At 40.8% G+C, this 23,731-nt stretch carries 25 protein-coding genes; 20 read left to right on the plus strand and 5 right to left on the minus strand.

What is annotated here, in order from left to right; translation table 11 throughout:
* Nucleotides 1-51: 51 nt before the first annotated feature.
* From ACNO7B_RS06915 to moaD, 6 genes are read left to right on the plus strand one after another with little or no spacing between them, the layout of a single operon-like run.
* The gene (locus ACNO7B_RS06915) at nucleotides 52-633 is read left to right on the plus strand and encodes a molybdenum cofactor guanylyltransferase (RefSeq protein ID WP_417901342.1); all 582 of its coding nucleotides are present in this window, start codon (nucleotides 52-54) and stop codon (nucleotides 631-633) included.
* A 29-nt stretch (nucleotides 634-662) separates the two neighbouring features.
* Nucleotides 663-1,679, plus strand: a complete 1,017-nt coding sequence (locus ACNO7B_RS06920) for a MoeB/ThiF family adenylyltransferase (protein ID WP_417901343.1) — start codon at nucleotides 663-665, stop codon at nucleotides 1,677-1,679.
* Between the two features lie 9 nt (nucleotides 1,680-1,688).
* Nucleotides 1,689-2,963 carry a gephyrin-like molybdotransferase Glp gene (gene glp, locus ACNO7B_RS06925; protein ID WP_417901344.1) on the plus strand — a complete coding sequence of 425 codons (1,275 nt, stop codon included), beginning with the start codon at nucleotides 1,689-1,691 and terminating at the stop codon, nucleotides 2,961-2,963.
* Nucleotides 2,945-3,472 carry a molybdopterin-guanine dinucleotide biosynthesis protein B gene (mobB, locus tag ACNO7B_RS06930; RefSeq protein ID WP_417901345.1) on the plus strand — a complete coding sequence of 176 codons (528 nt, stop codon included), beginning with the start codon at nucleotides 2,945-2,947 and terminating at the stop codon, nucleotides 3,470-3,472. Before glp ends, mobB begins: the two co-directional genes overlap by 19 nt.
* A complete protein-coding gene (locus tag ACNO7B_RS06935) occupies nucleotides 3,465-3,956 on the plus strand; it encodes a molybdenum cofactor biosynthesis protein MoaE (RefSeq protein ID WP_041092418.1) in 492 nt (163 codons plus the stop codon). Before mobB ends, ACNO7B_RS06935 begins: the two co-directional genes overlap by 8 nt.
* Nucleotides 3,949-4,182, plus strand: a complete 234-nt coding sequence (moaD, locus tag ACNO7B_RS06940) for a molybdopterin converting factor subunit 1 (protein ID WP_008345159.1) — start codon at nucleotides 3,949-3,951, stop codon at nucleotides 4,180-4,182. Before ACNO7B_RS06935 ends, moaD begins: the two co-directional genes overlap by 8 nt.
* A gap of 46 nt (nucleotides 4,183-4,228) precedes the next feature.
* Here moaD and ACNO7B_RS06945 read toward each other — a convergent pair whose 3' ends face one another.
* The gene (locus ACNO7B_RS06945) at nucleotides 4,229-4,606 is read right to left on the minus strand and encodes a hypothetical protein (protein ID WP_008345156.1); all 378 of its coding nucleotides are present in this window, start codon (nucleotides 4,604-4,606) and stop codon (nucleotides 4,229-4,231) included.
* Nucleotides 4,607-5,124: 518 nt separating this feature from the next.
* Here ACNO7B_RS06945 and ACNO7B_RS06950 point away from each other — a divergent pair.
* The 8 genes from ACNO7B_RS06950 (at nucleotide 5,125) to lepB (ending at nucleotide 13,438) form a co-directional block, all read left to right on the plus strand.
* The gene (locus ACNO7B_RS06950) at nucleotides 5,125-5,745 is read left to right on the plus strand and encodes a YIP1 family protein (RefSeq protein WP_410684686.1); all 621 of its coding nucleotides are present in this window, start codon (nucleotides 5,125-5,127) and stop codon (nucleotides 5,743-5,745) included.
* Between the two features lie 20 nt (nucleotides 5,746-5,765).
* Nucleotides 5,766-6,872 (plus strand): efflux RND transporter periplasmic adaptor subunit, encoded by a 1,107-nt coding sequence (locus tag ACNO7B_RS06955; RefSeq protein WP_417901346.1) that lies wholly within the window; start codon nucleotides 5,766-5,768, stop codon nucleotides 6,870-6,872.
* Entirely contained in the window at nucleotides 6,869-7,570 is a 702-nt protein-coding gene (locus ACNO7B_RS06960; RefSeq protein ID WP_019743800.1) for an ABC transporter ATP-binding protein, read from the plus strand. Before ACNO7B_RS06955 ends, ACNO7B_RS06960 begins: the two co-directional genes overlap by 4 nt.
* A complete protein-coding gene (locus ACNO7B_RS06965) occupies nucleotides 7,557-8,750 on the plus strand; it encodes an ABC transporter permease (protein WP_035392183.1) in 1,194 nt (397 codons plus the stop codon). The genes ACNO7B_RS06960 and ACNO7B_RS06965 overlap by 14 nt, the downstream gene beginning before the upstream one ends.
* Nucleotides 8,751-9,085: 335 nt before the next feature.
* A complete protein-coding gene (locus ACNO7B_RS06970; RefSeq protein WP_417901347.1) occupies nucleotides 9,086-9,841 on the plus strand; it encodes a DeoR/GlpR family DNA-binding transcription regulator in 756 nt (251 codons plus the stop codon).
* Nucleotides 9,838-10,749 carry a 1-phosphofructokinase gene (pfkB, locus tag ACNO7B_RS06975; RefSeq protein ID WP_046343437.1) on the plus strand — a complete coding sequence of 304 codons (912 nt, stop codon included), beginning with the start codon at nucleotides 9,838-9,840 and terminating at the stop codon, nucleotides 10,747-10,749. The genes ACNO7B_RS06970 and pfkB overlap by 4 nt, the downstream gene beginning before the upstream one ends.
* Before the next feature lie 13 nt (nucleotides 10,750-10,762).
* Nucleotides 10,763-12,655, plus strand: coding sequence for a PTS fructose transporter subunit IIABC (locus tag ACNO7B_RS06980; protein WP_417901348.1), 1,893 nt, complete (start codon nucleotides 10,763-10,765; stop codon nucleotides 12,653-12,655).
* Between the two features lie 210 nt (nucleotides 12,656-12,865).
* A complete protein-coding gene (gene lepB, locus ACNO7B_RS06985) occupies nucleotides 12,866-13,438 on the plus strand; it encodes a signal peptidase I (RefSeq protein WP_034647709.1) in 573 nt (190 codons plus the stop codon).
* A gap of 63 nt (nucleotides 13,439-13,501) precedes the next feature.
* Here lepB and ACNO7B_RS06990 read toward each other — a convergent pair whose 3' ends face one another.
* Complete coding sequence (locus ACNO7B_RS06990; protein WP_008345136.1) at nucleotides 13,502-13,777, minus strand: hypothetical protein; 276 nt, start codon at nucleotides 13,775-13,777, stop codon at nucleotides 13,502-13,504.
* A gap of 144 nt (nucleotides 13,778-13,921) precedes the next feature.
* Here ACNO7B_RS06990 and ACNO7B_RS06995 point away from each other — a divergent pair, with 144 nt between their 5' ends.
* The gene (locus tag ACNO7B_RS06995) at nucleotides 13,922-15,541 is read left to right on the plus strand and encodes an ABC-F family ATP-binding cassette domain-containing protein (RefSeq protein WP_019743117.1); all 1,620 of its coding nucleotides are present in this window, start codon (nucleotides 13,922-13,924) and stop codon (nucleotides 15,539-15,541) included.
* Between the two features lie 40 nt (nucleotides 15,542-15,581).
* On the opposite strand, the gene ACNO7B_RS07000 is transcribed toward ACNO7B_RS06995, so the two are convergent.
* From ACNO7B_RS07000 to mreBH, 3 genes are all read right to left on the minus strand, one after another.
* Nucleotides 15,582-16,814: an aminopeptidase gene (locus ACNO7B_RS07000; RefSeq protein WP_008345134.1), complete on the minus strand. Its 1,233-nt coding sequence runs from the start codon at nucleotides 16,812-16,814 to the stop codon at nucleotides 15,582-15,584.
* Between the two features lie 106 nt (nucleotides 16,815-16,920).
* Nucleotides 16,921-17,052 (minus strand): protein YkpC, encoded by a 132-nt coding sequence (locus ACNO7B_RS07005; RefSeq protein ID WP_003210922.1) that lies wholly within the window; start codon nucleotides 17,050-17,052, stop codon nucleotides 16,921-16,923.
* A 74-nt stretch (nucleotides 17,053-17,126) separates the two neighbouring features.
* Nucleotides 17,127-18,134 (minus strand): rod-share determining protein MreBH, encoded by a 1,008-nt coding sequence (gene mreBH, locus ACNO7B_RS07010; RefSeq protein ID WP_017359401.1) that lies wholly within the window; start codon nucleotides 18,132-18,134, stop codon nucleotides 17,127-17,129.
* Nucleotides 18,135-18,410: 276 nt separating this feature from the next.
* Here mreBH and ACNO7B_RS07015 point away from each other — a divergent pair, with 276 nt between their 5' ends.
* The 5 genes from ACNO7B_RS07015 (at nucleotide 18,411) to ade (ending at nucleotide 23,691) form a co-directional block, all read left to right on the plus strand.
* Nucleotides 18,411-18,689 (plus strand): AbrB/MazE/SpoVT family DNA-binding domain-containing protein, encoded by a 279-nt coding sequence (locus tag ACNO7B_RS07015; protein ID WP_017359400.1) that lies wholly within the window; start codon nucleotides 18,411-18,413, stop codon nucleotides 18,687-18,689.
* 144 nt (nucleotides 18,690-18,833) lie between these two features.
* Entirely contained in the window at nucleotides 18,834-20,123 is a 1,290-nt protein-coding gene (locus tag ACNO7B_RS07020) for an ATP-binding protein (protein WP_024719547.1), read from the plus strand.
* Between the two features lie 27 nt (nucleotides 20,124-20,150).
* On the plus strand, nucleotides 20,151-20,993 hold the full coding sequence (locus ACNO7B_RS07025) for a gamma-glutamylcyclotransferase (RefSeq protein WP_417901349.1): 843 nt from the start codon (nucleotides 20,151-20,153) through the stop codon (nucleotides 20,991-20,993).
* A 37-nt stretch (nucleotides 20,994-21,030) separates the two neighbouring features.
* Nucleotides 21,031-21,699 carry a potassium channel family protein gene (locus tag ACNO7B_RS07030; RefSeq protein WP_008345123.1) on the plus strand — a complete coding sequence of 223 codons (669 nt, stop codon included), beginning with the start codon at nucleotides 21,031-21,033 and terminating at the stop codon, nucleotides 21,697-21,699.
* A 261-nt stretch (nucleotides 21,700-21,960) separates the two neighbouring features.
* Nucleotides 21,961-23,691 (plus strand): adenine deaminase, encoded by a 1,731-nt coding sequence (ade, locus tag ACNO7B_RS07035; protein ID WP_417901350.1) that lies wholly within the window; start codon nucleotides 21,961-21,963, stop codon nucleotides 23,689-23,691.
* Nucleotides 23,692-23,731: the final 40 nt, after the last annotated feature.

The following is a 23,731-nucleotide window of genomic DNA, read 5'->3' on the forward strand; positions in this document are numbered from 1 at the left end:
AGTATGCGAAATGAGTGCGATTAGAACAACCATATCAAAGGGGATGAGATGATGAGAATAGTGAATGTGATACTAGCTGGAGGTGCTTCTAGGCGTTTTGGAGAGCCAAAGGCAAGTCATGTCTATCAGGGGAAACCACTATATGAACATGTGAAAGAGCAACTTTTGAAAGGGGAAACCGTCATCATCAGTCACCCGAAGCTTCTGCCTTTTTTCAAAGCGAGAGGGGAACAAGCTGTTTGGTTAGATGATGAACAGGTGCGCGGGTATGGCCCGCTTGCAGGTATATATACCGCTATGCAAAAGCAAGAAGCAGATTGGTATTTAGTGACGGCATGTGATATGCCATTCATACGAAAAGAGACAGCCGTCGCTTTATCTTCTTATTGCCATGAGCATGTAGATGCTGTGGTCCCGATGGTGCAGGAAAGATTACAGCCGTTATTTGCGCTTTATCACCGCCGCAGTCTTCCGTTTATTTCTGCGTGCTTAAAAGAGAATCAATTAGCTATCAAAGATTTATTACAAAAACTTCACGTCCTGGTTGTTCCAGCCGACGAACTGAACGTGGCACCAAATGAATTTCACAATATCAATAAAAGAAGCGATTTACCTGAAAACGGTATGATATGATACATAAAAACGAGAAGGAGAGAACAATATTGAACGAGCGATATTCAAGGCAAATCTTGTTCCCTCCGGTAGGCGAAAAAGGGCAGTCTGCGCTTTCCGAAAGTCATGTCCTTATTGTTGGAGCTGGTGCACTTGGAACAGCGTCTGCTGAAGGGCTTGTCCGGTCTGGAATTGGTACTTTGACGATTGTAGATCGTGATTATGTCGAATTCTCAAATTTACAGCGGCAGCAGCTGTACACTGAACACGATGCAAAGATGCATGTGCCAAAAGCGGCAGCAGCGAAAAAACGTCTCCAAGAGATCAACCATGAAGTGACCATACACGCCATTATTGAAGATGCAGGAGTAGAGCTGTTAAGACCTTTATTCCGAAAAGCAAATATCGTCATTGATGCGACTGATAATTTTGAGACAAGAATGGTGATGAATGACTTATCATTAGAAACAAATACGCCTTGGATTTACGGTGCCTGTGTGAGCAGTCAGGGGATGTATATGACCATTTTGCCGGGCAAAACACCTTGCTTATCATGTGTATTTACCTCAGTGCCTGTTGGGGGTTTGACATGTGATACAGCTGGTATTATTTCTCCTGCTGTCCAAATGGTGTCGGCTTATCAGCAAACAGAGGCATTAAAATATTTAACTAGGCATGAAGAGCAAATGGAGCGAAAGTTTGTCACGTTTGATTTGTGGCAGTCGTCTTCGTTTAAAATGGATGTATCTCGTACGAAGCAGGAGAGCTGTCCATCTTGCGGCACAAATAGAACGTATCCATATTTACAGGAACAGCGCAAAAAAACAGCGGTTCTTTGCGGACGTGACACCGTTCAAATCATATCGAAGGATTTAGAAAACCTTTCATTTCAGCATGTAAAAGAGCGTCTGTCCTCTATTTGTGAGGTGGAAGTGAACGATTTTTTAATTCATATACGCTATGAAACACACCGTATCGTTTGTTTTAAAGGAGGACGTGTATTAATCCATGGGACAAATGATGAAAGAGTAGCCAATTCATTACTAGCAAGACTGCTAGGCATATAGGAGTGAGAAGTGATGGAAAGACGACAGCCAATTCCAGTAGAAGAGGCAGTAAAGAAAGTCCACCAATTTCAAAAACATGGACAAGTCGAATGGGTTCCTTTAAAGAATAGCCTTGGAAGATATATTGCAGAGGATATTTTAGCAGACCACGATGTTCCTGCCTTTGATCGTTCTCCGTATGATGGTTTTGCACTTCGAGCAGAAGATACAAAGGATGCATCGAGCGAGCATCCGGTTGAATTTGAGGTCATTGATCATATAGGGGCAGGTATTGTTTCTGCAAAAACGATCGGCCCTTTTCAAGCGATTCGCATCATGACAGGAGCGAAGATTCCAAAAGGAGCAAATGTTGTGATCATGCTCGAATTGACGAAAACGTTTGAAAAAGACGGTAAATCAATGATGTCACTTAAAAGACCGCTGAAAAAGGGGGACAATATTTCTCGGCAAGGAGAAGAGACCCTCAAAGGGAACGTCATGATCAAAAAAGGCTCAAAAGTTACCCCAGGCGTGACGGCGATATTGGCAACGTTCGGGTATGCGGTTGTGCCAGTCGTCAAAAAACCGGTGATCGGTATCATCTCAACAGGTACCGAGCTCCTACAAGTAAGTGATGCCATGGTGGACGGTAAAATTAGAAATAGTAACCTAAGCATGGTATACGCTCAGGTTCTTGAAGCTGGAGGAGAACCGCTTGATTTAGGCGGTGTATCCGATGATTTTGATCAAAGCTATGAAGCAGTAAAAGCAGCCTTAAGCAAAGTTGATATGCTCATCACAACAGGTGGTGTATCGGTAGGTGATTTTGACTTTTTACCTGCTATTTATGAAAAACTTGGTGCAGATGTGTTGTTTAATAAAGTGGCCATGAGACCTGGAAGTGTGACGACCGTTGCTGCGTTGCCAAATGGTCAATTGCTTTATGGACTGTCAGGAAATCCGGCTGCCTGTTTTGTTGGCTTTGAACTATTTGTCAAACCGATCATTTATAAATGGTGTTTGAAAGAAAATCCATTTCCCGTTTTTGCTGAGGCGAAGCTGACACATGATTTTCCAAAAGCCAATCCATTCACACGATTTGTTAGAGCATCACTTGATTTCGCTGGCAGCCAGCTGAGTGTGACGCCAACAGGTCTTGATAAATCTAGTGCGGTGACATCTATTGCTCATGCTGATTGTTTCATTGTTTTGCCCGGAGGAACAAGAGGGTTTAGTGCAGGTGACCAGGTCAGCGTTCTGCTATTTCACCACGAAGGCGGTGCTTCATGTTGGATGACAAATTAAACATTCTACAAGTCGTGGGCTATCAAAATAGTGGTAAAACAACGCTGATCGAAAAATTATGTCAGCTGGCGGATGAAGAAGAAATGCAGCTAGGCTGCTTCAAACATCACGGACATGGCGGAAAGCCAGACCGTCTGTTCAAACAAAAAGATACGGATCGATATGTTCAAGCGGGTGCATTTGCCGCAGGTGTGGAGGGAGAAGGTGAATGTCACTTTTTCATACGGCACATGACATTCACACAACTAATCAACATGTGTCAGCATCTTCCTTTAGATGCCGTCTTGATCGAAGGATACAAACAGGCGCCTTACCGCAAAATCCTGTGTGTCAAAGACGAACAGGACCTCATTGATCTTTCGACACTTTCTCATATACAAGCAGCCATTTATTTCAATAAAGAAATACAATTCACTGAGAAATACCCGTTTCCTGTGTTTTCAGCATTTGACAAGCGCGGGATCACATTTGCTTTTAATTTATTGAAGGGGGAAGCCTCGTATGAATGAACTTTTTAACATCACAAAAGAGCCGATTGATGTGAATGAATTGATTCAGCATGTCACAAGACGCAAAGCGGGAGCCATTACGACATTCATAGGCACGGTAAGAGAATGGACAAATGGCAAAAAAACGCTGCGTTTAACATATGAAGCATACATACCAATGGCGGAAAATATGTTGAGTCAAATTGGACAAGAAATTAAAAAACGCTGGCCCGATACAGAAGCTGCTATTGTGCATCGTATTGGCACTCTTGAGATATGTGACATTGCAGTGGCAATAGCTGTTTCATCACCTCATCGGAAAGCTGCATACGAAGCCAATGAATATGCGATTGAACGAATAAAGGAAATAGTTCCTATTTGGAAAAAGGAATACTGGGAAGATGGAGAGGCTTGGATTGGTGATCAGCTTGAAACCGTTTCTTACCCTGAAGGAAAACCTAGTACTCTCCAACTTAACGAGAAAGAAGGGAAGCGGCATGATTAGCGTATTATTGTTCGCCGGCCTTGCTGAGAAGGCCGGTAAACAACAAATCATCATTCAAAAAGATCAAACAACGGTTGATGAGATTAAAATAGAATTACAGGAGGTATATGGTGTTGATACTGCACAAAACGTGATGGTTGCAGTCAACGAAATATATACGAGGGGAAATGCTGAAGTGCGTAGCGGGGACACTGTTGCACTCATTCCTCCTGTAAGTGGTGGATAATAGATATTAGAGGATTTGGTTATGGCCAGCGGCTGTAACCAATTTTTTATGTGTGAAAAGATTGTAGAGGTACTTGGGTATGATCTTCGTAAATAAAACATCCCCGACGTGCTTTAGAAATGTGAGGATCGAGCTGTTGAATGAGATCATACAATTCGCTGATTCGTCTCACATTGAAATCTGTTTGAGCTTGAAGCTGTTCTTTTAGTTCTTTTGTGCTCACGATGCTTCCCTTTTTTTCTTTAATAATATCTACACACCTTGCTGCGTAGTATATTTTGTCATTAGAAGGTCTGCTCTCTTTCATATCAAGTAATTTGAGCTCATGATAAATCAGTTCTCTTTCCTTTCTAAAGTATTGCCATGCTTCTTGTTCCTTTTCATAAAGTAAAATCAATTGCATTTTCAATTTTTCTCTTAACATTCACTTGACTCCATTTCCACTATCATTTAACCTACCTCTATTTTACATTATATGAAAAAATAACATTTGATCAAGTAAAATCCTTTTATTTTTATTTTTTTAATATGAAAGTATTGATACTAAAGGCTCATCTGTTCTATAAAAGGCGCTAAACATAGTCCTATAAAGCCGGGATTCATTGAAATTACTAGGAATATTTTAACAAAAAATTGTTGTGTCTAACTGAGACCATCTGAATCCAAAGGAAAAGGATATTTATTCCGAAAGACATGTTGTTTACTTCATAAACTGTTTTTCAGTCAGTAAAATCATGATTTTTTCATATGAATATGGTCGGATCAAGGTATCATTTGAAGGATGTCGTTCATGAAAATAGAATAATAGATTCAATCCTATCACTATGAAAATAAGAAAATCAAATGATCTATCACTTATTGGCAATCTTTTGATAAAATAGAAACAACAAGAGTATGAAAAAACGTTTCCATACTTACAGCACATGGAGAGGATGACATTTGATGAAAGAAACAACGCAAAAACCCACAATTATAGGCGTAAGCACAAAACCATCAGAGCATTTGAAAAGAGTGTGGGAGCAGCCATTCGTTTGGTGGCCTTTATCATGTGTGCTTGTATTAACAGTTGTTGTCACTTATTTGTCTCAGCTAGTGAATGAAGGAATGTGGGCAGATTTAATTTTACCAATCCCTTTCGTTTATGTGATCACGCTCATTGGTCTGGTCATTGGGATTGTCATTAATACTGCCGTATACAAGTTCATCGTCTTTTTAGCAAAAGGTGATGCAACATTTCATCAGCTGTTTTCAGGTGTACTGTATATCACGCCTATTACGATCATTGGTACGATAATTTCTCATTTGGCGATCATTTTTTTTCATGTGCCAAAAGATATCACGGTTACCTCATTAAACGCATTCATTCGAATGTCTGGTTCATGGCATGCTGTGTTAGGAAATATTGATCTTTTTGTGATCTGGAATCTTGTTTTAACAGGCTTTTTATTGATCAAGGTCGGCCGCATTTCGCCAAGAATATCTTGGATTATTGTGAGTGTCTTTTATGTATTATCTTTAATTTTTCAATATGTAGGAACTACGATCACCATCAACATGCAGTAAGCTGGAGGTAGAATGTTTTTATGAGAAAGAAAATCATTATCGGATCCATTATCATTATTGTGATTGGTCTATTCATTGGATTTAATATTGCAAAAAACCAATCAAAGCCTGCCTCTACGGCATCATTTAAAACAGTCCAACTTGCATCAAAAGAAATAACTTCTACGGTGATGACGCCTGGAACACTTTCATTCTCGGAGGAGCAATTCATTTATACAGAAGAGGAGAAGGGAAGCCTGAATCATATCGCTGTGAAAGAAGGAGAAAAGGTGAAAGTTGGAACACCGCTCCTTACATATGAAAATAAGGAACTGGAGCTTGAAGAACAGCAGCAAGCACTTGCAGCTGAATCAAGTACACTAAAGCTTGAACAATTACAAAATAGACTCAATTCATTAGATGAAAATCAGGGAAAAAAGGCGGGCTCTGATTCAAAAAACGAGCGAGATCAGCTTGAACTCGAACTCAAAGCTGCTGAATTAGAGCAAAAACAAGCGGAGCTTAACCAAGAAAAAGTAAAGGCACAAATAGAAGATTTAACGATACATAGCAAAATTGAAGGAACAGTCATCTCCATCGAGCAAGATGCTGGCGCAGGGAAGCTAGAAGAGAGACAGCCGGTGATCCATATTGGCAATGAGAAAAAAATGATCGTACGAGGCTTAATCACTGAGTATGACGCCATGAAAGTCAAAAAGAAACAAAAAGTAAAGGTAACGTCTGATGTCATTCGCGGAAAGAGCTGGCAAGGAGTGGTGAAAAAAGTGGGCGCTGTGCCTGCCCAGTCAACAGCAGAAACAGCTGCTAGTGATCAAACCGTACAATATCCAGTCGAAATTGAAATAAAAGGGAAAAAGCCGGATGCAAAACCAGGCTTTAAAATGATCATGGAAATTGAAACGGACAAGCGTCAAGTGCTCACAATTCCTGAAACAGCCGTAAAAAAAGAGAAAGATGGATCATACGTTTATGTTGTTGAAAAGAATGCACTGAAGAAAGTAAAAGTGACATTAGGTGAAACGTCAGGTCAAGATCTTGAAGTGACGAAAGGTTTAACAAAAGAAGATCAAATCATTGCAGAGCCATCAGATGATATGTATGACGGAATGGAAGTGAATGCTGAATGATTCAGCTTTCAAATGTGACAAAAAGCTACGAAGTCGCTGAGGAGACATTTGATGTATTAAGTGATGTGAACCTTGTCATTGGTAAAGGCGAGTATATGTCCATTATGGGCCCGTCCGGTTCTGGAAAATCAACGTTAATGAATATCATTGGCTGTTTGGACCACCCGACCTCCGGACAGTACCATTTTCAAGGTATGGAGCTGTCGGCAGCAAAGGATCAAGAACTGGCAGTGATTCGAAATCGATCCATTGGTTTTGTTTTTCAACAATTTTATTTACTGCCTAGATTAAATGCGAGGCGAAATGTTGAACTTCCGATGATTTACGCTGGTATCAGTCAAAAGGAAAGAAAAGAACGTGCGGAAATGGCACTTGAAAAGGTTGGTTTGGCAGATCGAATGAAGCATATGCCAAACGAGTTGTCAGGGGGTCAAAAGCAAAGAGTAGCCATCGCACGTGCGATTGTCAATGAGCCGGAGCTCATCTTGGCAGATGAACCAACAGGCGCTCTTGATTCAAAAACAAGCGGCTCGATTATGGAACAGTTTACAAAGCTCAATGAGGAAGGAACAACGGTTGTGCTCGTTACTCATGAAGAAGAAATAGCTGCGTATACAAACCGGATAGTCGTTGTAAGAGATGGACGCCTCGTTCAAGATAGATTGATACAAGGAGACGCAATGAATGAAACTCTTTGAAAATATCAAAATAGCGCTGAATTCTGTCCTAGCTCATAAATTGCGTTCTATTTTAACAATGCTTGGCATTATTATTGGGGTTGGATCAGTGATTGCAGTCGTTGCCATCGGTCAAGGCGGAGAGCAAATGCTGAAAGAATCAATTTCAGGGCCAAACAATACCATTGATATGACCTATACACCCTCTGATGAGGAGTTAAATGCGAATCCTAATGCGTTATTTGAAGCCACATTTACTGAAGAAGACATTCAAAGTGTTCAAGCATTGAATGGGGTTAAACAGGTTGCCTCCTCCACGGCACAAGGCATGCAATTAAGATTCCAAGATACAACAATAGATGCAACGGTCAATGGGATTAATGAAGGCTACACGAATGTACATTCATTACATATAGCAGAAGGACAGGACTTACGTGAAATCGATTTTAGGAGCGGAAGAAGGGCAGCTGTTATTTCAGAAGGGATACAAAAAGAATTGTTTAATGGAGAGAAGGCAGTAGGCGAGTTGATTTGGATGAATGGACAGCCGGTTGAGGTGATCGGAGTTTTAGCAAAACAGGAAGGTCTGTTCTCATTTGATATGAATGAAATATATGTCCCTTTTGCAATGCTGACAACTGCATTTGGTGTGAAAGAATATGATAAGTTGTCTATTCAAGTTGCACATGCTGATCAAATGAAAGAAGTGGGAAAGAGTGCGGCTGCACGCTTAAATGAAAATCACCATACAGAAGATGCTTACGAAATGATCAATCTGGAAGAGATTGCAGCAGGCATTGGTCAGATTACGTCTGTCATGACAACAATCATTGGCTCAATTGCTGGTATCTCATTACTTGTCGGCGGCATTGGTGTCATGAATATTATGCTCGTATCTGTCACAGAAAGAACAAGAGAAATTGGAATTCGAAAGGCACTTGGGGCAACTAGGGCTCAAATACTCGTTCAGTTTTTAATTGAGTCTGTCGTCCTGACACTGATCGGTGGGTTACTTGGAATTGCGCTTGGCTTCGGAGGTGCTTCACTTGTGTCACTGTTTGCAGGGTGGCCTTCTCTTGTATCGTGGCAAATCGTATGTGGAGGCGTCCTATTTAGTATGCTCATTGGTATTATTTTTGGACTGATTCCTGCCAATAAAGCAGCGAGGCTCGATCCGATTGAATCACTTAGATATGAATAATCCTAAAGTTAACGTACGAGGTGCTGACAAGAAGGTAGAACGAGATATATTGCCTGCTGCTCCGCACCTGAAGCTTTTATGCAAAACGCATAAAGGCTTTTTTTCGTTCAATTGAATGAAATGAAAAATGATAGAAATGCTAATATCATGACTTTCTTCTCAATGTCACATATTTTTCAGTTTACAAATGGTACATATAAAGGTAAGATGACCATTGTGAAAGATTTTGATAGTTATTGAATGTATTTGATTGTTTTGTATTGATAATGTTGAAAAAAGCGATTACAATAAAGGTGCGCGCAAAATGAATACGTTTTCAAAAGGGGGTGTTTTCAATGCTCACACCAGAAAGACATCAACTCATTATCGACTATTTAGAAGAAAACGATGTCATCAAAATACAGGACTTAACGATTATGACGGATGCGTCTGAATCTACAATTAGAAGAGATTTGTCAGCCCTCGAAGAAAAAGGCTTTCTTAAAAGAGTTCACGGAGGAGCAGCTAAAATATCTAGTATTCGTCTTGAACCAGATGTGTTTGAGAAATCTGCCAAAAACCTTCATGAAAAGTCATTGATTGCAGAGGCAGCTGCGTCACTTTTAAAACAAGGCGATTGTATTTACTTAGATGCTGGTACGACAACACAGCAAATGATTGACTTTATCGATCCAGATCAAGATATCGTGGTGGTGACAAATGGTGTCATGCACATTGAAGCACTCATGAGAAAAGGCATTTCTTTTTACCTGATAGGCGGATCAGTGAAACATCGAACAGGAGCCATGGTGGGAGCCGCAGCTTTGACAGCTATGGAAAATTACCGTTTTGACAAGAGCTTTGTTGGGACGAACGGCATTCATCCCGAGGCAGGGTTTACAACACCTGATCCAGAAGAAGCGCTCATTAAAAAAAGAGCTATAAAGCAGGCGAAAAAAACCTACATCTTAACAGATGCCTCAAAGTTTGGCGAAATATCGTTTTCAACCTTTGCTAGTTTAAAGGAAGCCACCATTATCACAAACGACGCAAAAGAGGATTCATTCGATAATTACCATGAAAAAACGGTTATAAAGGTAGTGAAAACATGATTTATACAGTTACTTTAAACCCATCAGTTGATTACATCGTACACGTGGAGGATTTTGCGGTCGGTGGTTTAAATCGTTCAACCTATGACAAAAAATATCCAGGTGGTAAAGGAATCAATGTCTCAAGGCTTTTAAAACGGCACGGTGTTGAATCAAAAGCACTTGGATTCATTGGCGGTTTTACAGGCAAATATATTCAAGACTTTTTACAAAACGAACAATTACAAACAGCCTTTCATGAGGTGTCAGAAGATACACGTATCAATGTGAAACTAAAAACAGGCGAAGAAACAGAAATCAACGGGCTCGGTCCAAGTATTACTGAAACGCAGTTCGATTCGTTTTTATCCCAATTCACTTCATTAACAGAAGGCGATGTCGTTGTATTAGCAGGTAGCATTCCTTCTTCACTGCCTCATAACACATATGAGCGCATTGCTGAGGTATGTGCGAAGCAAGGGGTAAGAGTAGTACTTGATATTTCTGGAGAAGCCTTAAAAAAAGCAGCAGATCTGAAACCATTCTTAATGAAACCAAACCATCATGAGTTAGGTGAAATGTTTGAAACCAGTATTTCATCTGCAGAAGAAGCCATTCCTTATGGGAAAAAGCTGTTGGAACAAGGTGCTGAACATGTCATTGTATCTATGGCTGGAGACGGCGCTCTCTTATTCAGTAAGGAAGGGATCTTTCAATCTAATGTTCCAACAGGCAAGCTGATCAACTCAGTTGGTGCAGGGGATTCAGTCGTTGCAGGATTCTTAGCTGGCGTTTCTAAAGGCCTTTCCATAGAAGAATCATTTAAGCTTGGCGTCACATCAGGAAGTGCTACAGCATTTTCTGAGGAACTTGGAACAAAAGAGCTTGTCGATACATTATTGCCACAAGTAAAAGTCACACGCATTTAAAGGAGGAGTCATCATGAAAATTACAGAACTACTCACGAAGCATACGATTAAGCTTCAATTAGACAGCCAGCAAAAAGAAGCCGTTATTGAAGAACTGGTCACTGTATTAGATACAGCTGGTAAATTAAATGATAAAGAAGGCTACAAAGCAGCTGTTGTTAATCGTGAAAAACAAAGCTCTACGGGAATCGGAGAAGGAATTGCGATTCCTCATGCGAAAACAGCAAGTGTGAAAGAACCTGCCATTGCATTTGGTCGTTCAACAGCTGGTGTAGATTATGAATCATTAGACGGACAGCCAAGTCATCTTGTCTTTATGATTGCAGCAACTGAAGGCGCAAACAACACGCATTTAGAAGCACTTTCTCGTTTATCCACACTTCTCATGCGTGAAGAGATCCGAAAGCAGCTTCTTGAAGCGGCTACTGAAGATGAAATCATTGAAATTATCAATACACATGATAAAGACGATGAAGAAGAAGAGGAAGTCAAAGAGGAACCGGCTGCACCGGGAAAACCTGCTAAAATTTTAGCGGTGACAGCTTGTCCAACAGGCATCGCGCATACATTTATGGCCGCAGATGCTTTGAAAGAAAAAGCAAAAGAAATGGGCGTTGACCTTAAAGTTGAGACAAACGGCTCTAGTGGAATTAAACATGCCCTGACAGCAAAAGAAATTGAAGAAGCGCCAGCTATTATTGTGGCAGCTGATAAACAAGTTGAAATGGAACGCTTTAAAGGCAAACATGTCATTGAAGTACCTGTGACAGCTGGAATTCGCCGTCCGCAAGAATTGATCGAAAAAGCCATCAATCAAGATGCGCCGATTTATAAAGGTTCAGGCGGCAGTTCTTCCAAAGATGAAAATGAATCGTCAGGTAAGGGAAGAAGTGGATTCTATAAGCACTTAATGAGCGGTGTAAGCAACATGCTTCCGTTTGTTGTTGGGGGCGGTATCCTCGTTGCGATTTCATTCTTCTGGGGAATTAACTCAGCTGACCCTAAAGATCCTTCTTTCAATTCATTTGCAGCTGTATTAAAAGGGATTGGCGGAGATAATGCACTTGCCTTAATCGTTGCTGTATTAGCTGGATTTATCGCAATGAGTATTGCAGACCGTCCAGGTTTCGCACCAGGTATGGTTGGCGGATTCATGGCCTCTGCAGCAGGTGCTGGATTCTTAGGTGGATTGATTGCTGGTTTCCTTGCTGGTTACATTGTGGTGCTGCTCAAAAAAGTATTCACTTTTGTACCACAGTCGCTCGATGGTATTAAACCAGTTCTGCTCTATCCATTGTTCGGTATTTTCTTTACAGGGATTATCATGCATTACATCGTCAACACGCCTGTTAAAATGGTCATGGACGGATTAACACACTGGCTTGAATCACTTGGTACTGGAAACCTTGTATTAATGGGGATTATTTTAGCTGGTATGATGGCCATTGATATGGGTGGTCCGATTAACAAAGCGGCCTACACATTTGGTCTTGCGATGATTGCTGCTGGCAACTATGCACCGCATGCTGCGATTATGGCAGGTGGAATGGTGCCGCCGCTAGGAATTGCTCTAGCGACAACGATCTTTAGAAACAAATTCTCTAAACGTGACCGTGAAGCAGGTATTACATGCTACTTCATGGGAGCTGCGTTCATTACAGAAGGGGCGATCCCATTTGCAGCGGCAGATCCTCTGCGCGTCATTCCTTCAGCTGTGATTGGTGCAGCTGTTGCAGGTGGATTAACAGAATTCTTTAGAGTGACGCTTCCTGCACCGCACGGCGGACTATTCGTTTTCTGGGTAACAAACCATCCAGTTCTTTACATCATCAGCATCTTAATCGGTGCCATCGTTACAGCGCTACTTCTCGGAATTCTAAAAAAACCAGTCCGACAAGAAGCTTAATTTGAAAAGAAGCATCGTGAAGAGCGGTGCTTCTTTTTGTTTAATCATCAGCAAATTAGGAAAAAATATCTAATTGAATGGTTGTCTTGTGAATTTTTAAATGACATGTGATAAAGTAAAGTTATTCAATTCGCGTTTCAAGTCTTTTAGCAGAAAGTCTTAGGAGGAAGCAGTATTTTGAACGAAGAAAACAAACAAAACGAAAATGACATTCAATCTGATGGGAAACAAGCCAAAAAAGAGAAGAAAAGTTCTCTGTTTGAATGGATCAAAGCTATTTTAATTGCACTTGCCCTCGTCCTCATCATCCGTACGTTTATTTTTGAGCCGTATGTGGTGGAAGGAGAGTCAATGGAACCAACCCTTCATGATGGAGAAAAGCTGTTTGTTAACAAAACCATCAACTATCTCGGTGGAGTCAAACGTGGTGACATCGTGATTATTAATGGAAAAGACGGTCAGAAAATTCATTATGTCAAACGATTGATCGGCCTTCCAGGCGACACGATTGAAATGAAGGATGATACGCTTTACATTAATGGTAAAAAAGTAGATGAGCCTTATTTAAAAGAGAACAAGGCGCATGCCAAAGAGTATGAGGTGCATTTAACAGGAGATTTTGGTCCAGTGAAAGTACCGAAAAACGATTACTTTGTTATGGGTGACAACAGACTGAATTCCATGGACAGTCGAAATGGACTCGGACTCATTGAAAAGGATCGTATTGTCGGCACATCAGAATTTGTTTTCTTCCCATTTGGCGATATTCGACAAACACAATAAATACACCTTTCTCATTGCGTAAGAAAGGTGCTTGAATGGACGACCCTTCATGTAGGGTCGTTTTTAATTTGGTGTGAGCATCGTGACAATGATGACAATGGCCAAAACAGAAGCGAAAACGGACCCGGTAATCGCCAAAACAGAACGGAATAATCCAATTTTCACATTGTCTTTTCCGCGCTTTTGTAAAAAGCGTTTTGAAAAGATATGGACCAGTGTGTAAATGAGGACAAGCCCAATATAAAGGCCAAAGTCTCTTGCATTAAAACCTGTCGCCGATAAATAAATGCCCATAAAGAAAATCAATAAACAGTATTCCATGAGTGTGAGTAATCTCAAATCGCCCGAACTCCTTCAATAAAAACATTCCCACTTATTATACCATATTGGACAAAAAGCCTTTGTTCTTAGCGAGAGACGTTTCTATCAATCGTTATTCATGTTATACTTCATATTGATGAATGAGTGATGGAGGATTAATAAATGATTGCAGTGAATAATGTTAGTTTGCGATTTGCTGATCGTAAATTATTTGAAGAAGTAAATATTAAGTTCACTCCTGGCAACTGCTACGGACTAATTGGTGCCAATGGAGCTGGTAAATCAACGTTCTTAAAGATTCTTTCTGGAGAAATTGAGGCTCAAACGGGCGATGTTCATATGAGTCCTGGTGAACGTTTAGCGATTTTAAAACAGAACCACTTTGAATACGAAGAGTTTGAAGTGTTAAAAGTCGTCATCATGGGTCACAAACGTCTATATGATGTGATGCAGGAAAAAGATGCGATTTATATGAAACCTGATTTCTCAGACGAGGACGGGATTCGTGCAGCAGAGCTTGAAGGTGAGTTTGCTGAGTTAAACGGGTGGGAAGCGGAAAGTGAAGCTGCGATCCTATTAAAAGGTCTTGGCATTCCAGAGAGCCTGCAATCGAAGAAAATGTCTGAGCTTGGCGGATCTGAAAAGGTAAAAGTGCTTTTAGCACAAGCTTTATTCGGTAAGCCTGACGTTCTCCTTCTCGATGAGCCAACGAACCACTTGGACTTACAAGCCATTCAGTGGTTAGAAGAGTTCCTCATTAACTTTGAAAATACCGTCATCGTCGTATCGCATGATCGTCATTTCTTAAACAAAGTATGTACGCATATTGCAGACCTTGACTTTGGAAAAATTCAAGTGTATGTCGGAAACTATGATTTCTGGTATGAATCAAGCCAGCTGGCATTAAAACTCAGCCAGGATGCCAACAAGAAAAAAGAAGAACAAATTAAGCAGCTTCAAGAATTCGTTGCTCGGTTCAGTGCGAACGCATCTAAATCGAAGCAAGCGACATCAAGAAAGAAATTGCTTGATAAGATTTCGCTAGATGACATTAAACCATCTTCTCGTAAATATCCTTATGTTCATTTTGCGCCAGAGCGTGAAATCGGAAATGATGTCCTTCAAGTAGAAGGTCTATCAAAAACGATTGATGGTGTAAAAGTACTGGATAACGTCAGCTTTATTATGAATCGTGAGGATAAAATTGCGTTCTTAAGCCGTAATGAACTTGCTGTCTCTACTTTATTTAAAATCCTTGCTGGTGAAATGGAGCCAGACAGTGGGACGTTTAAATGGGGCGTGACAACATCTCAAGCCTTCTTCCCTAAAGACAACAGTGAATATTTTGAAGGAAGCGATTTAGATCTTGTTGATTGGCTTCGTCAATATTCTCCTAATGATCAAAGTGAAAGCTTCCTGCGTGGTTTCTTAGGCCGTATGCTTTTCTCTGGGGAAGAAGTGAAGAAAAAAGCAAGCGTCTTATCAGGTGGAGAAAAGGTTCGTTGTATGTTATCAAAAATGATGCTGTCTGGAGCGAATATTTTGCTGTTAGACGAGCCGACGAACCATTTAGACCTAGAGTCCATCACAGCGCTAAATAACGGTCTAATGAGCTTTAAAGGGGCTATGCTCTTCTCATCTCATGACCATCAGTTTGTTGAAACAGTTGCAAACCGTATTATCGAAGTGACGCCAAATGGCATCGTTGATAAACAAACAACTTATGATGAGTTCTTATCAGATCAAGACATCCAAAAAAGACTACAAGAGCTGTATGCATAAACATAAAGAAAAGACATCCACATGTGGATGTCTTTTTTCTTTAAAAAGCCCAATTTCCATTACGGAAAATCGGTTCACGTTTACCATCTTTTGTGATTCCATCAATATTCATTTCCTTTGAACCAATCATGAAATCGACGTGTGTAATACTGCTGTTCACACCAGCTGCGTCTAGTTCCTCACGTTTCATCTCTTTACCGCCTTCGATATTAAATGCATAACCGCTGCCAATGGCAAGGTGATTGGATGCATTTTCATCGTAAAGTGTATTGTAATAGAGGATATTTGAGTTAGAAATTGGTGAATCATCTGGTACAAGGGCAACCTCACCTAGATAATGTGAGCCTTCATCTGTTTCAACGAGAGAGGTTAAAATGTCTTCGCCCTCTTTGGCTTTCACATCTACAATACGCCCATTTTCAAAGGTTAACGTAAATTCATCGATAATGTTTCCTGCATAACTAAGTGGCTTAGTGCTAGAGACAGTCCCGTTTACACCATCTTTTTTAGGTACGGTAAAGACCTCTTCTGTCGGCATATTGGCCATGAATGATACGCCGCGTTCACTCACGCTGCCAGCACCTACCCAAATATGCTGCTCTGGAAGTTCAATCGTTAAATCTGTACCTGGTGCTTCATAGTGCAACTTGTGGTAGTGACGTTCATTTAATACTTTTACTTTTTCATTTAGTGATTCATCATGCTTTTTCCACGCTTCAACAGGATCTGGCTGATCAGCGCGGGCGACTTTAAAGATTTGGTCCCATAATAATGCAACAGCTTCTTCATCTGCATGCTCAGGGAAAATCTTTTTCGCCCAATCTTTTGATGCAGCCCCGACGACTGTCCATGCAACTTTGTCAGATTGAACGTATTGACGATATGTATGAAGTGCTGAACCTGCAGCTTTTTGCTGTGAAGCAATTTTTTTCGAGTCAATGCCACTTAGAAGATCAGGACTTTCGGACAAGATCGTAATAAAAGCACCGCCACGTTTTGCGATGGTTTCCATCATCTGTGCTTCCCATTCTGGAAATTGCTCAAACACATCTTGTGGGGCATGTTCATATTTTAAACGGGTCAGAACACCATCACTCCAGCGGATATGTACGTTTTTTGCTCCGCGCTCATATGCGTGTTTTGCCACAAGGCGGACAAGGTCTACAGATTCAGTGAACGCAGATACGACCACTTCTTGACCGCTTTGAACATTTACACCTACTTCAACGATGGTTTTTGCATATTGATCTAGTTGTTTTTCAAATGAACTCATAAAAAACCCTCCTTTAGTCATGTTCATCATATCAGATTTAAGACCGAAAAGGAAAATGGGGAGCCGTCCCGAAGCAAAATAAAAAAGCCGCTTTCGTGCGGCTTTTTTAGCGGTTCAGTTGTTTCACAGGCTGTGCATTAGAAGGGGGCATATGTGAAAACGACAGGCTCATTCCTCCTAAAATAATACCGGTTAAAATGACTGTGACAACGACCCGTTTACCTAAATCAAGCAACATGTTCTTCCTCCTTCACGTTTATCCATTCATCACGATATGATCGAAATGATGAAAAAAGAAGTAGAACATGAAGATTATTTTAATGTTTTTTGCAATTTGTCGATGACTTCTAATGAACGACCCGTTCCAATTGCGACAGATTCAAGAGGATTTGCTGCGATATGAACTGGGACGACAATTTCTTGAGAGAGCCATTCTTGAATGCCGTTTAATAGTGCACCACCGCCAGTTAGAATGACGCCACGATCTACGATATCACCACTCAGTTCTGGAGGGCTGTCTTCTAATGTAGCCCGAATCGCCTCTAAAATATGAAGAAGTGATTCTCGCATAGCACCTTGAATTTCTGTTGATTCAAGTGTAATTGTTTTTGGAAGACCTGTGACAAGGTCGCGTCCACGAACTTCTAATGACTCAGGTTCGTGTTCAATGAGTCCATAACCAATTTCCATTTTTACCTGTTCAGCTGTCCGTTCACCGATCAGTAAATTGTATTTCTTTCTCACAAAAGTAATGATATCTTCATCCAGTTGATCTCCGCCAATTCGGATCGAGTGGCAAGAGACAACTCCGCCAAATGAAATGATCGCTACCTCTGTCGTTCCTCCGCCAATATCTACAACGACGTTGGCAACAGGCTCGTCCACCGGGAGATCAGCACCGATTGCAGCTGCGACGGGTTCTTCAATTAAATGCACATGCTTTGCCCCGCAATTTTTGACAGCATCGCTGATCGCGCGGCGTTCGACAGCTGTTGAACCTGATGGTGTACAAACAACCACAGTCGGCTTTCTAAAGGTAAACCCAATATTTTTTCCTGCTTTTTTCATAATTTGTTTGAGTAAATCGGTTGTCATATCATAATCAGCGATGACACCATCTTTCATCGGACGGATCGCTACAATTTTTCCAGGTGTTTTCCCAATCATCTCTTTTGCTTCTGACCCCACAGCAAGGACAGTTTTTGTTTCCGTATCTACTGCCACAACGGATGGTTCATTGAGAATAATTCCTTTATTTTTACTGTAAACCAATATGTTAGCTGTTCCTAAATCAATTCCAATTTCGGCATTTTGAAACATGTTTTCACCCAATCTCTATTTTTGCTGTTTTAAACAATTTTACATTTAAAAGTTCAAAGGGTTGAGGTCATTTGTGGGGGTTTGTGATCACCTTGAAATGAATCTGTAAAATTCAAGTCTCATTTTGACAATCACAATAAATTTTCCCTTTGGTTTTTCGATTTTGAAAAAAATTTTTATGCAGGAGAAACCTTTTAAGAATCTCTTACGTCTACGATATATCAATTGGTGAAAAACAGATTGATCTTGAGCTAATGAAAGAAAGAGGGAACGAAATTGAAATCTATCGGAGTTGTAAGAAAAGTAGATGAACTAGGGCGTATTGTGATGCCAATCGAATTGAGAAGAGCACTTGATATCGCTATTAAAGACAGTATGGAATTTTTTATAGATGGAGATAAAATCGTCTTGAAAAAATATCAGCCAGAGGGCGTCTGCCTGATGACTGGTGAGATTACTTCTGAGAACCACGAGTATGGAAATGGTCAAATTACATTAAGCGCTGAAGGCGCAGAACTACTGCTAAAAGAGCTTCAAGAAGCCCTTCAGCAGTAAATAAAAATAGCCTGTTCTCTCCCATTGTGCTGAGAGCAGGCTATTTTTTCTAAAAAAGTTCCTTAAAAATGCCGCATCTCCCTCAAAAAATAAGTGGAAAATGGTACAATTGACAAAGAATCTCAGGGCGGCAGGTGGAATTATTTGAACAAAACATATCAAGTACGGATCCTGTTATCCGTTCTTGCATTTATATTAATTTTGAGCTGGGATTTCTTTTATTATCTTAGCGGCTATCACATTAATTGGCCGCTCGATCTAGCCTTTACAGTCGTTGTTTTGGCCGGTATTTGGAGCATCTCAGGCTATGTGGACCGGTTGAATTTGCTTGTATCAGATTTAAATAAACGAGAAAAAGAAGCACACGAACTGACGGAGCGGCTGAATCGAATAACAGATAACTTGCAAGAAATCGTCTTTGAAACCAATGAAAAAGGTGAAATCATTTTTTTAAATCAAGCATGGAAACAAATGACGGGTTACGACATAGAGGAGTGTCTAGGTACGATGTACAATCAGTACTTTGATCAAGAAGAGCATGTCGTTCAGCATTTGTTGTCTGTGATCAAAGAGCATAAGGATGAGGGACGGGTGGAGCTGCAGCTTCTCCATAAAGAAGGAAAAAAGGTATGGGGAGATGTGCATTATAAGCTTTATTTCGATGAACAGCACCAGTTTACTGGAGGTATTGGAACGGTTGCGGATATCACGAAACAAAAGCAGGCAAAGCTTGAACTTGAAAGATCAAATCAGCAATTGCAAATGCAGGCACAAAAGCTGGCTGTTGCAGGACAAATAGCTGCTGGCATTGCCCATGAAGTCAGAAATCCGCTCACCTCAGTCAATGGATTTTTGCAGCTGATGAAAACGCAATATCCTGAAAGAACCGATTATTTTGATATCATCTTTTCTGAAATTAAACGCATTGATTTTGTTTTAAGTGAGCTGCTTGTCTTAGCAAAACCTCAATCGGTTCAATTTCAAGAAGTACAGCTCCATGATTTGCTAGAGCAGGTGATTACCTTATTAAAGACAAATGCCGTTCTTTCAAATATTGATCTCAAACAGCCATTTAAAAAGCAGGATGCTGGCACGATATTAGCAGACGCCAATCAAATGAAGCAGCTGTTCATTAACTTAATCAAAAATGCGATCGAGGCGATGCCTGAAGGCGGCAGTATATACATATCAACAGAAAAAGTGATGAATGAATGGAAAATCACGATTCAAGATGAAGGAAAAGGAATGTCCGAAGAGGACATTCTGAAAATATATGATCCTTTCTTTTCGACTAAAAAAGAAGGTACAGGACTTGGTTTAACGATCTGTGCGACGATCTTAAAAGATCACCATGGAAGAATGGATGTAAAGAGCGAGCTCAGCAAAGGGACGGCTTTTGATATTTACTTACCTGTGTATCAAAAAAGCAGATAGTAGCAAGGTGAGAGGATGTGATGTGTGATGACGAAGGAGACAAAGACGTTATTTGTGTATGGGACACTTTTAAAGCACGAAAAGTATCACGAGACATTGATGAAAGAAAGCAGTCCATTAGCAGCATCTGCTTGGATAAAAGGGAGACTGTACGATACAGGTGAGGGTTACCCTGTGTGTGTTGTCTCGGAACAAAGCACAGTATATGGAGAATTGTATGAGGTCAGTGATGAAACGCTGCATAAGATAGATGAGCTAGAGGAAGGGTATGACCAGCAGGAAATAGAGGTTATGACAGACCAGGGGCCAAGGTCAGCCGTTGCTTATACAATATGTAAGCAGAAGGCATCGAGCCTGAAGGAGATTGAAAGCGGCTGCTGGAAGTCATATCAAATATGGGAGCGCCAACCGTCTTCCTTCTATTATTTTGCCTATGGGTCCTGTATGGATGATGCAAGGTTTAAGCTTGCGAAAGTGGAACATTATTTCAAACAAATCATCGGCGGTGGCACACTTGATCGTTTTACCACAAGGTTTACATTGGTGCGCCCTGATGGATCAAGAGCAGATATGGTAGAAGACGGCGGAGAAACAGAGGGTGTTCTATATGAAGTACCTTTTGATGCCATTCGTTATTTGTACAAACGAGAAGGTGTAAATGAAGGGACTTATCGTCCAGCATTTGTCGATGTCACAGTAGGTGATCAAGTGTATGAGGACTGCTTAACGTTTCTCGTTTTAAAAAAGAGCGAAGAAATTGCGCCTCCTGGTCATTATCGCAGTGAAATCGAAAAAGGAGCAGACCTTTACTTAAGTGAAGCATTCCGTAAAAAAATACGGTCACATATGGATTCATTAACGAAACCGTAGTAAAATGCATGGTAAGTGATATAAAAGGAGTCTGAACATGAAAAAGGAATATGCAGTCATTGGTCTTGGACGCTTCGGCGGAAGTATCTGCAAGGCGCTAAGCGAAGAGGGACTTGAAGTCATGGCCATGGATATGAATGAAGATCGTGTGAACGAATATGCTAAAATTGCATCACATGCCGTGATTGGTGATTCGACGGACGAATCTGTCCTAAAAAACCTAGGCATTCGCAATTTTGATCATGTGATCGTGGCGATAGGTGAAAATATTCAGGCCAGTATTTTAACAACGATTATGCTGAAAGAACTTGGTGTCAAAATGGTCACAGTGAAAGCTCAAAATGACTACCATGAAAAGGTTTTGAATAAAATTGGTGCGGACCGTATTGTTCATCCTGAACGAGACATGGGCAGACGGATTGCACATAAAATTATTTCTAACAACGTGCTTGATTATTTAGAGCTGTCAGATGAGTACAGCCTCATTGAAATCGTCGCCAACAGCAGACTCGCTGGGCACTCTTTGTTAGATCTCGACATTCGTGCAAGGTACGGGATCAATATCGTGGCAATTAAGCGCGGGAAAGAAGTGATCGTTTCACCGCTCGCAGATGAAATGATTCAAAAAGAAGATATCCTCATTGTCATTGGGGCAGTGGCAGATATCGGGCGCTTTGAAAAACGGGAAATGCAGAACGACTATTAAACACTCCGAGAAGGGGTGTTTTTTGCTTTAAAAGTGTACATATGGGGCGGACATTGTGGGAGAGAACAAAGTGGAAAAGAGCCGTTTACTTCTAAAAGAACAGCAAAATAGAACATGGTTATTTTTCAGCCAATTATCACTATTCAGAAATAAAAATCAATCTTTTGATATGGTTGATTTTCTCTAAATGTCATTGACTGGACAAACAGATTCGTTTACGATAAGAAACATTATATTGTTTACTCGGAGGAGGCAGTGTCGTTGGATAAGGAGCTTTTCAGACATCAAATTGAGGTAGCTGCAAAGAGAAAAAAAGCAGCCCTAGTGATTAAACATGCGAAGGTTATGGACGTGTTTAACCAGGAATGGATAGACGCTGATGTCGCTGTTGAAAATGGAAAAATAGTAGGAATTGGGGAGTATGAAGGAGAACAGGAGCTGGATGCAACAGGTCAAATGCTTGTTCCCGGTTTCATTGACGGCCACGTTCATATCGAATCCTCGATGGTGACTCCTGCTGAATTTTCCAAAGCTGTCGTTCCTCACGGTGTGACAACTGTCGTAACAGACCCGCATGAAATTGCCAATGTATCCGGTGTTGCAGGTATCCGTTTTATGCTCGAAGAAGCGAGAAAAGCTGCTCTAAATATATATTTCATGCTGCCATCCTGTGTACCGGCAGTCAGCTTTGAACGATCAGGTGCTACACTAAAAGCAAAAGATTTAAAGCCTCTTTATCAGGAGAAAGAAGTGCTTGGTCTTGCCGAAGTGATGGATTATGTCGCGGTGGAACAAGCGGAAGAAGATATGCTTCAAAAACTGCTTGATGCTCAACATGAACATAAACTCATTGATGGCCATCTAGCAGGATTAACGGACCGATTAATTAATGTGTACCGAACAGCTAATGTCCAAACGGATCATGAGGTGACAACAGCTCAAGAGGCCCTTGAACGTGTCAAAAGAGGCATGTATGTCATGCTCAGAGAAGGCTCTGTTGCTAAAAACGTGAAAAACGTATTACCTGCTGTCAATGAGAAGAATGCGAGACGCTTTTTCTTTTGTACGGATGATAAACATTTAGATGATTTAATGGCTCAAGGAAGTATTGATGAACAAGTACGGATGTCGATACAAGAAGGATTGGACCCCTTTTTAGCATATCAAATGGGAAGTTTAAACGCAGCGGAGTGTTTCGGTCTCAAAACAAAGGGAGCGATTGCACCAGGCTTTGACGCGGACTTTATGATCATTTCTGACTTACATGAGGTAGGAATTACAAGCGTCTTTATCGCAGGAGAATTGGTCTCTGAACATGGAGAATATTTGCCAAGTGTCGACAAGATCACGCCAAATTCTTCGCTCATGCAATCGGTACATGCAGTGGACGTTCAAGAGAAAGATTTAACGCTGCCTATAACAGATCATCAAAAGATGAATGTCATTCGCATTATACCGAATCAGCTTGAAACGAAATTAGAACAAATATCTCCATCTGGAAGCGATGGACAATTTACGAGTGATATTGATCGAGATGTATTAAAAATAGTACTTGTCGAACGCCACAAAGGTCTATCTGAAATTGGGATAGGGGTTGTCAGCGGATTCGGCTTAAAAGAGGGGGCAATTGCAACAACAGTTGCCCATGACTCGCATAACTTAATTGCCGTTGGAACAAATGATGCTGATATGATCAAAGCCATTGAAACGTTAAAAGAAGCAGGGGGCGGTTTGACCGTTGTAAAAGACGGAGAAGTTCTTCATACGCTTCCATTACCGATTTCCGGTTTGTTATCAGATCAACCTGCACATACGGTCAATGAAAGCCTTCATGCACTTCATGATGCTTTAAAGGAAACAGGCTTTGCCTTAGACTTTAATCCGTTTTTGACATTATCCTTCTTAGCACTGCCAGTCATTCCTGATGTGAAAATGACAACACAAGGATTGTTTGATGTGAGAAGTTTTCAGCATCTCCCCATTCAATCGTAAAACAATGATTGAACCCGCACGTATCGTACAGATATGCGGG

Origin of the sequence: Bacillus sp. AK25, from assembly GCF_048270685.1 — a bacterium.
Classification (GTDB): Bacteria; Bacillota; Bacilli; order Bacillales; family Bacillaceae; genus Bacillus; species Bacillus altitudinis.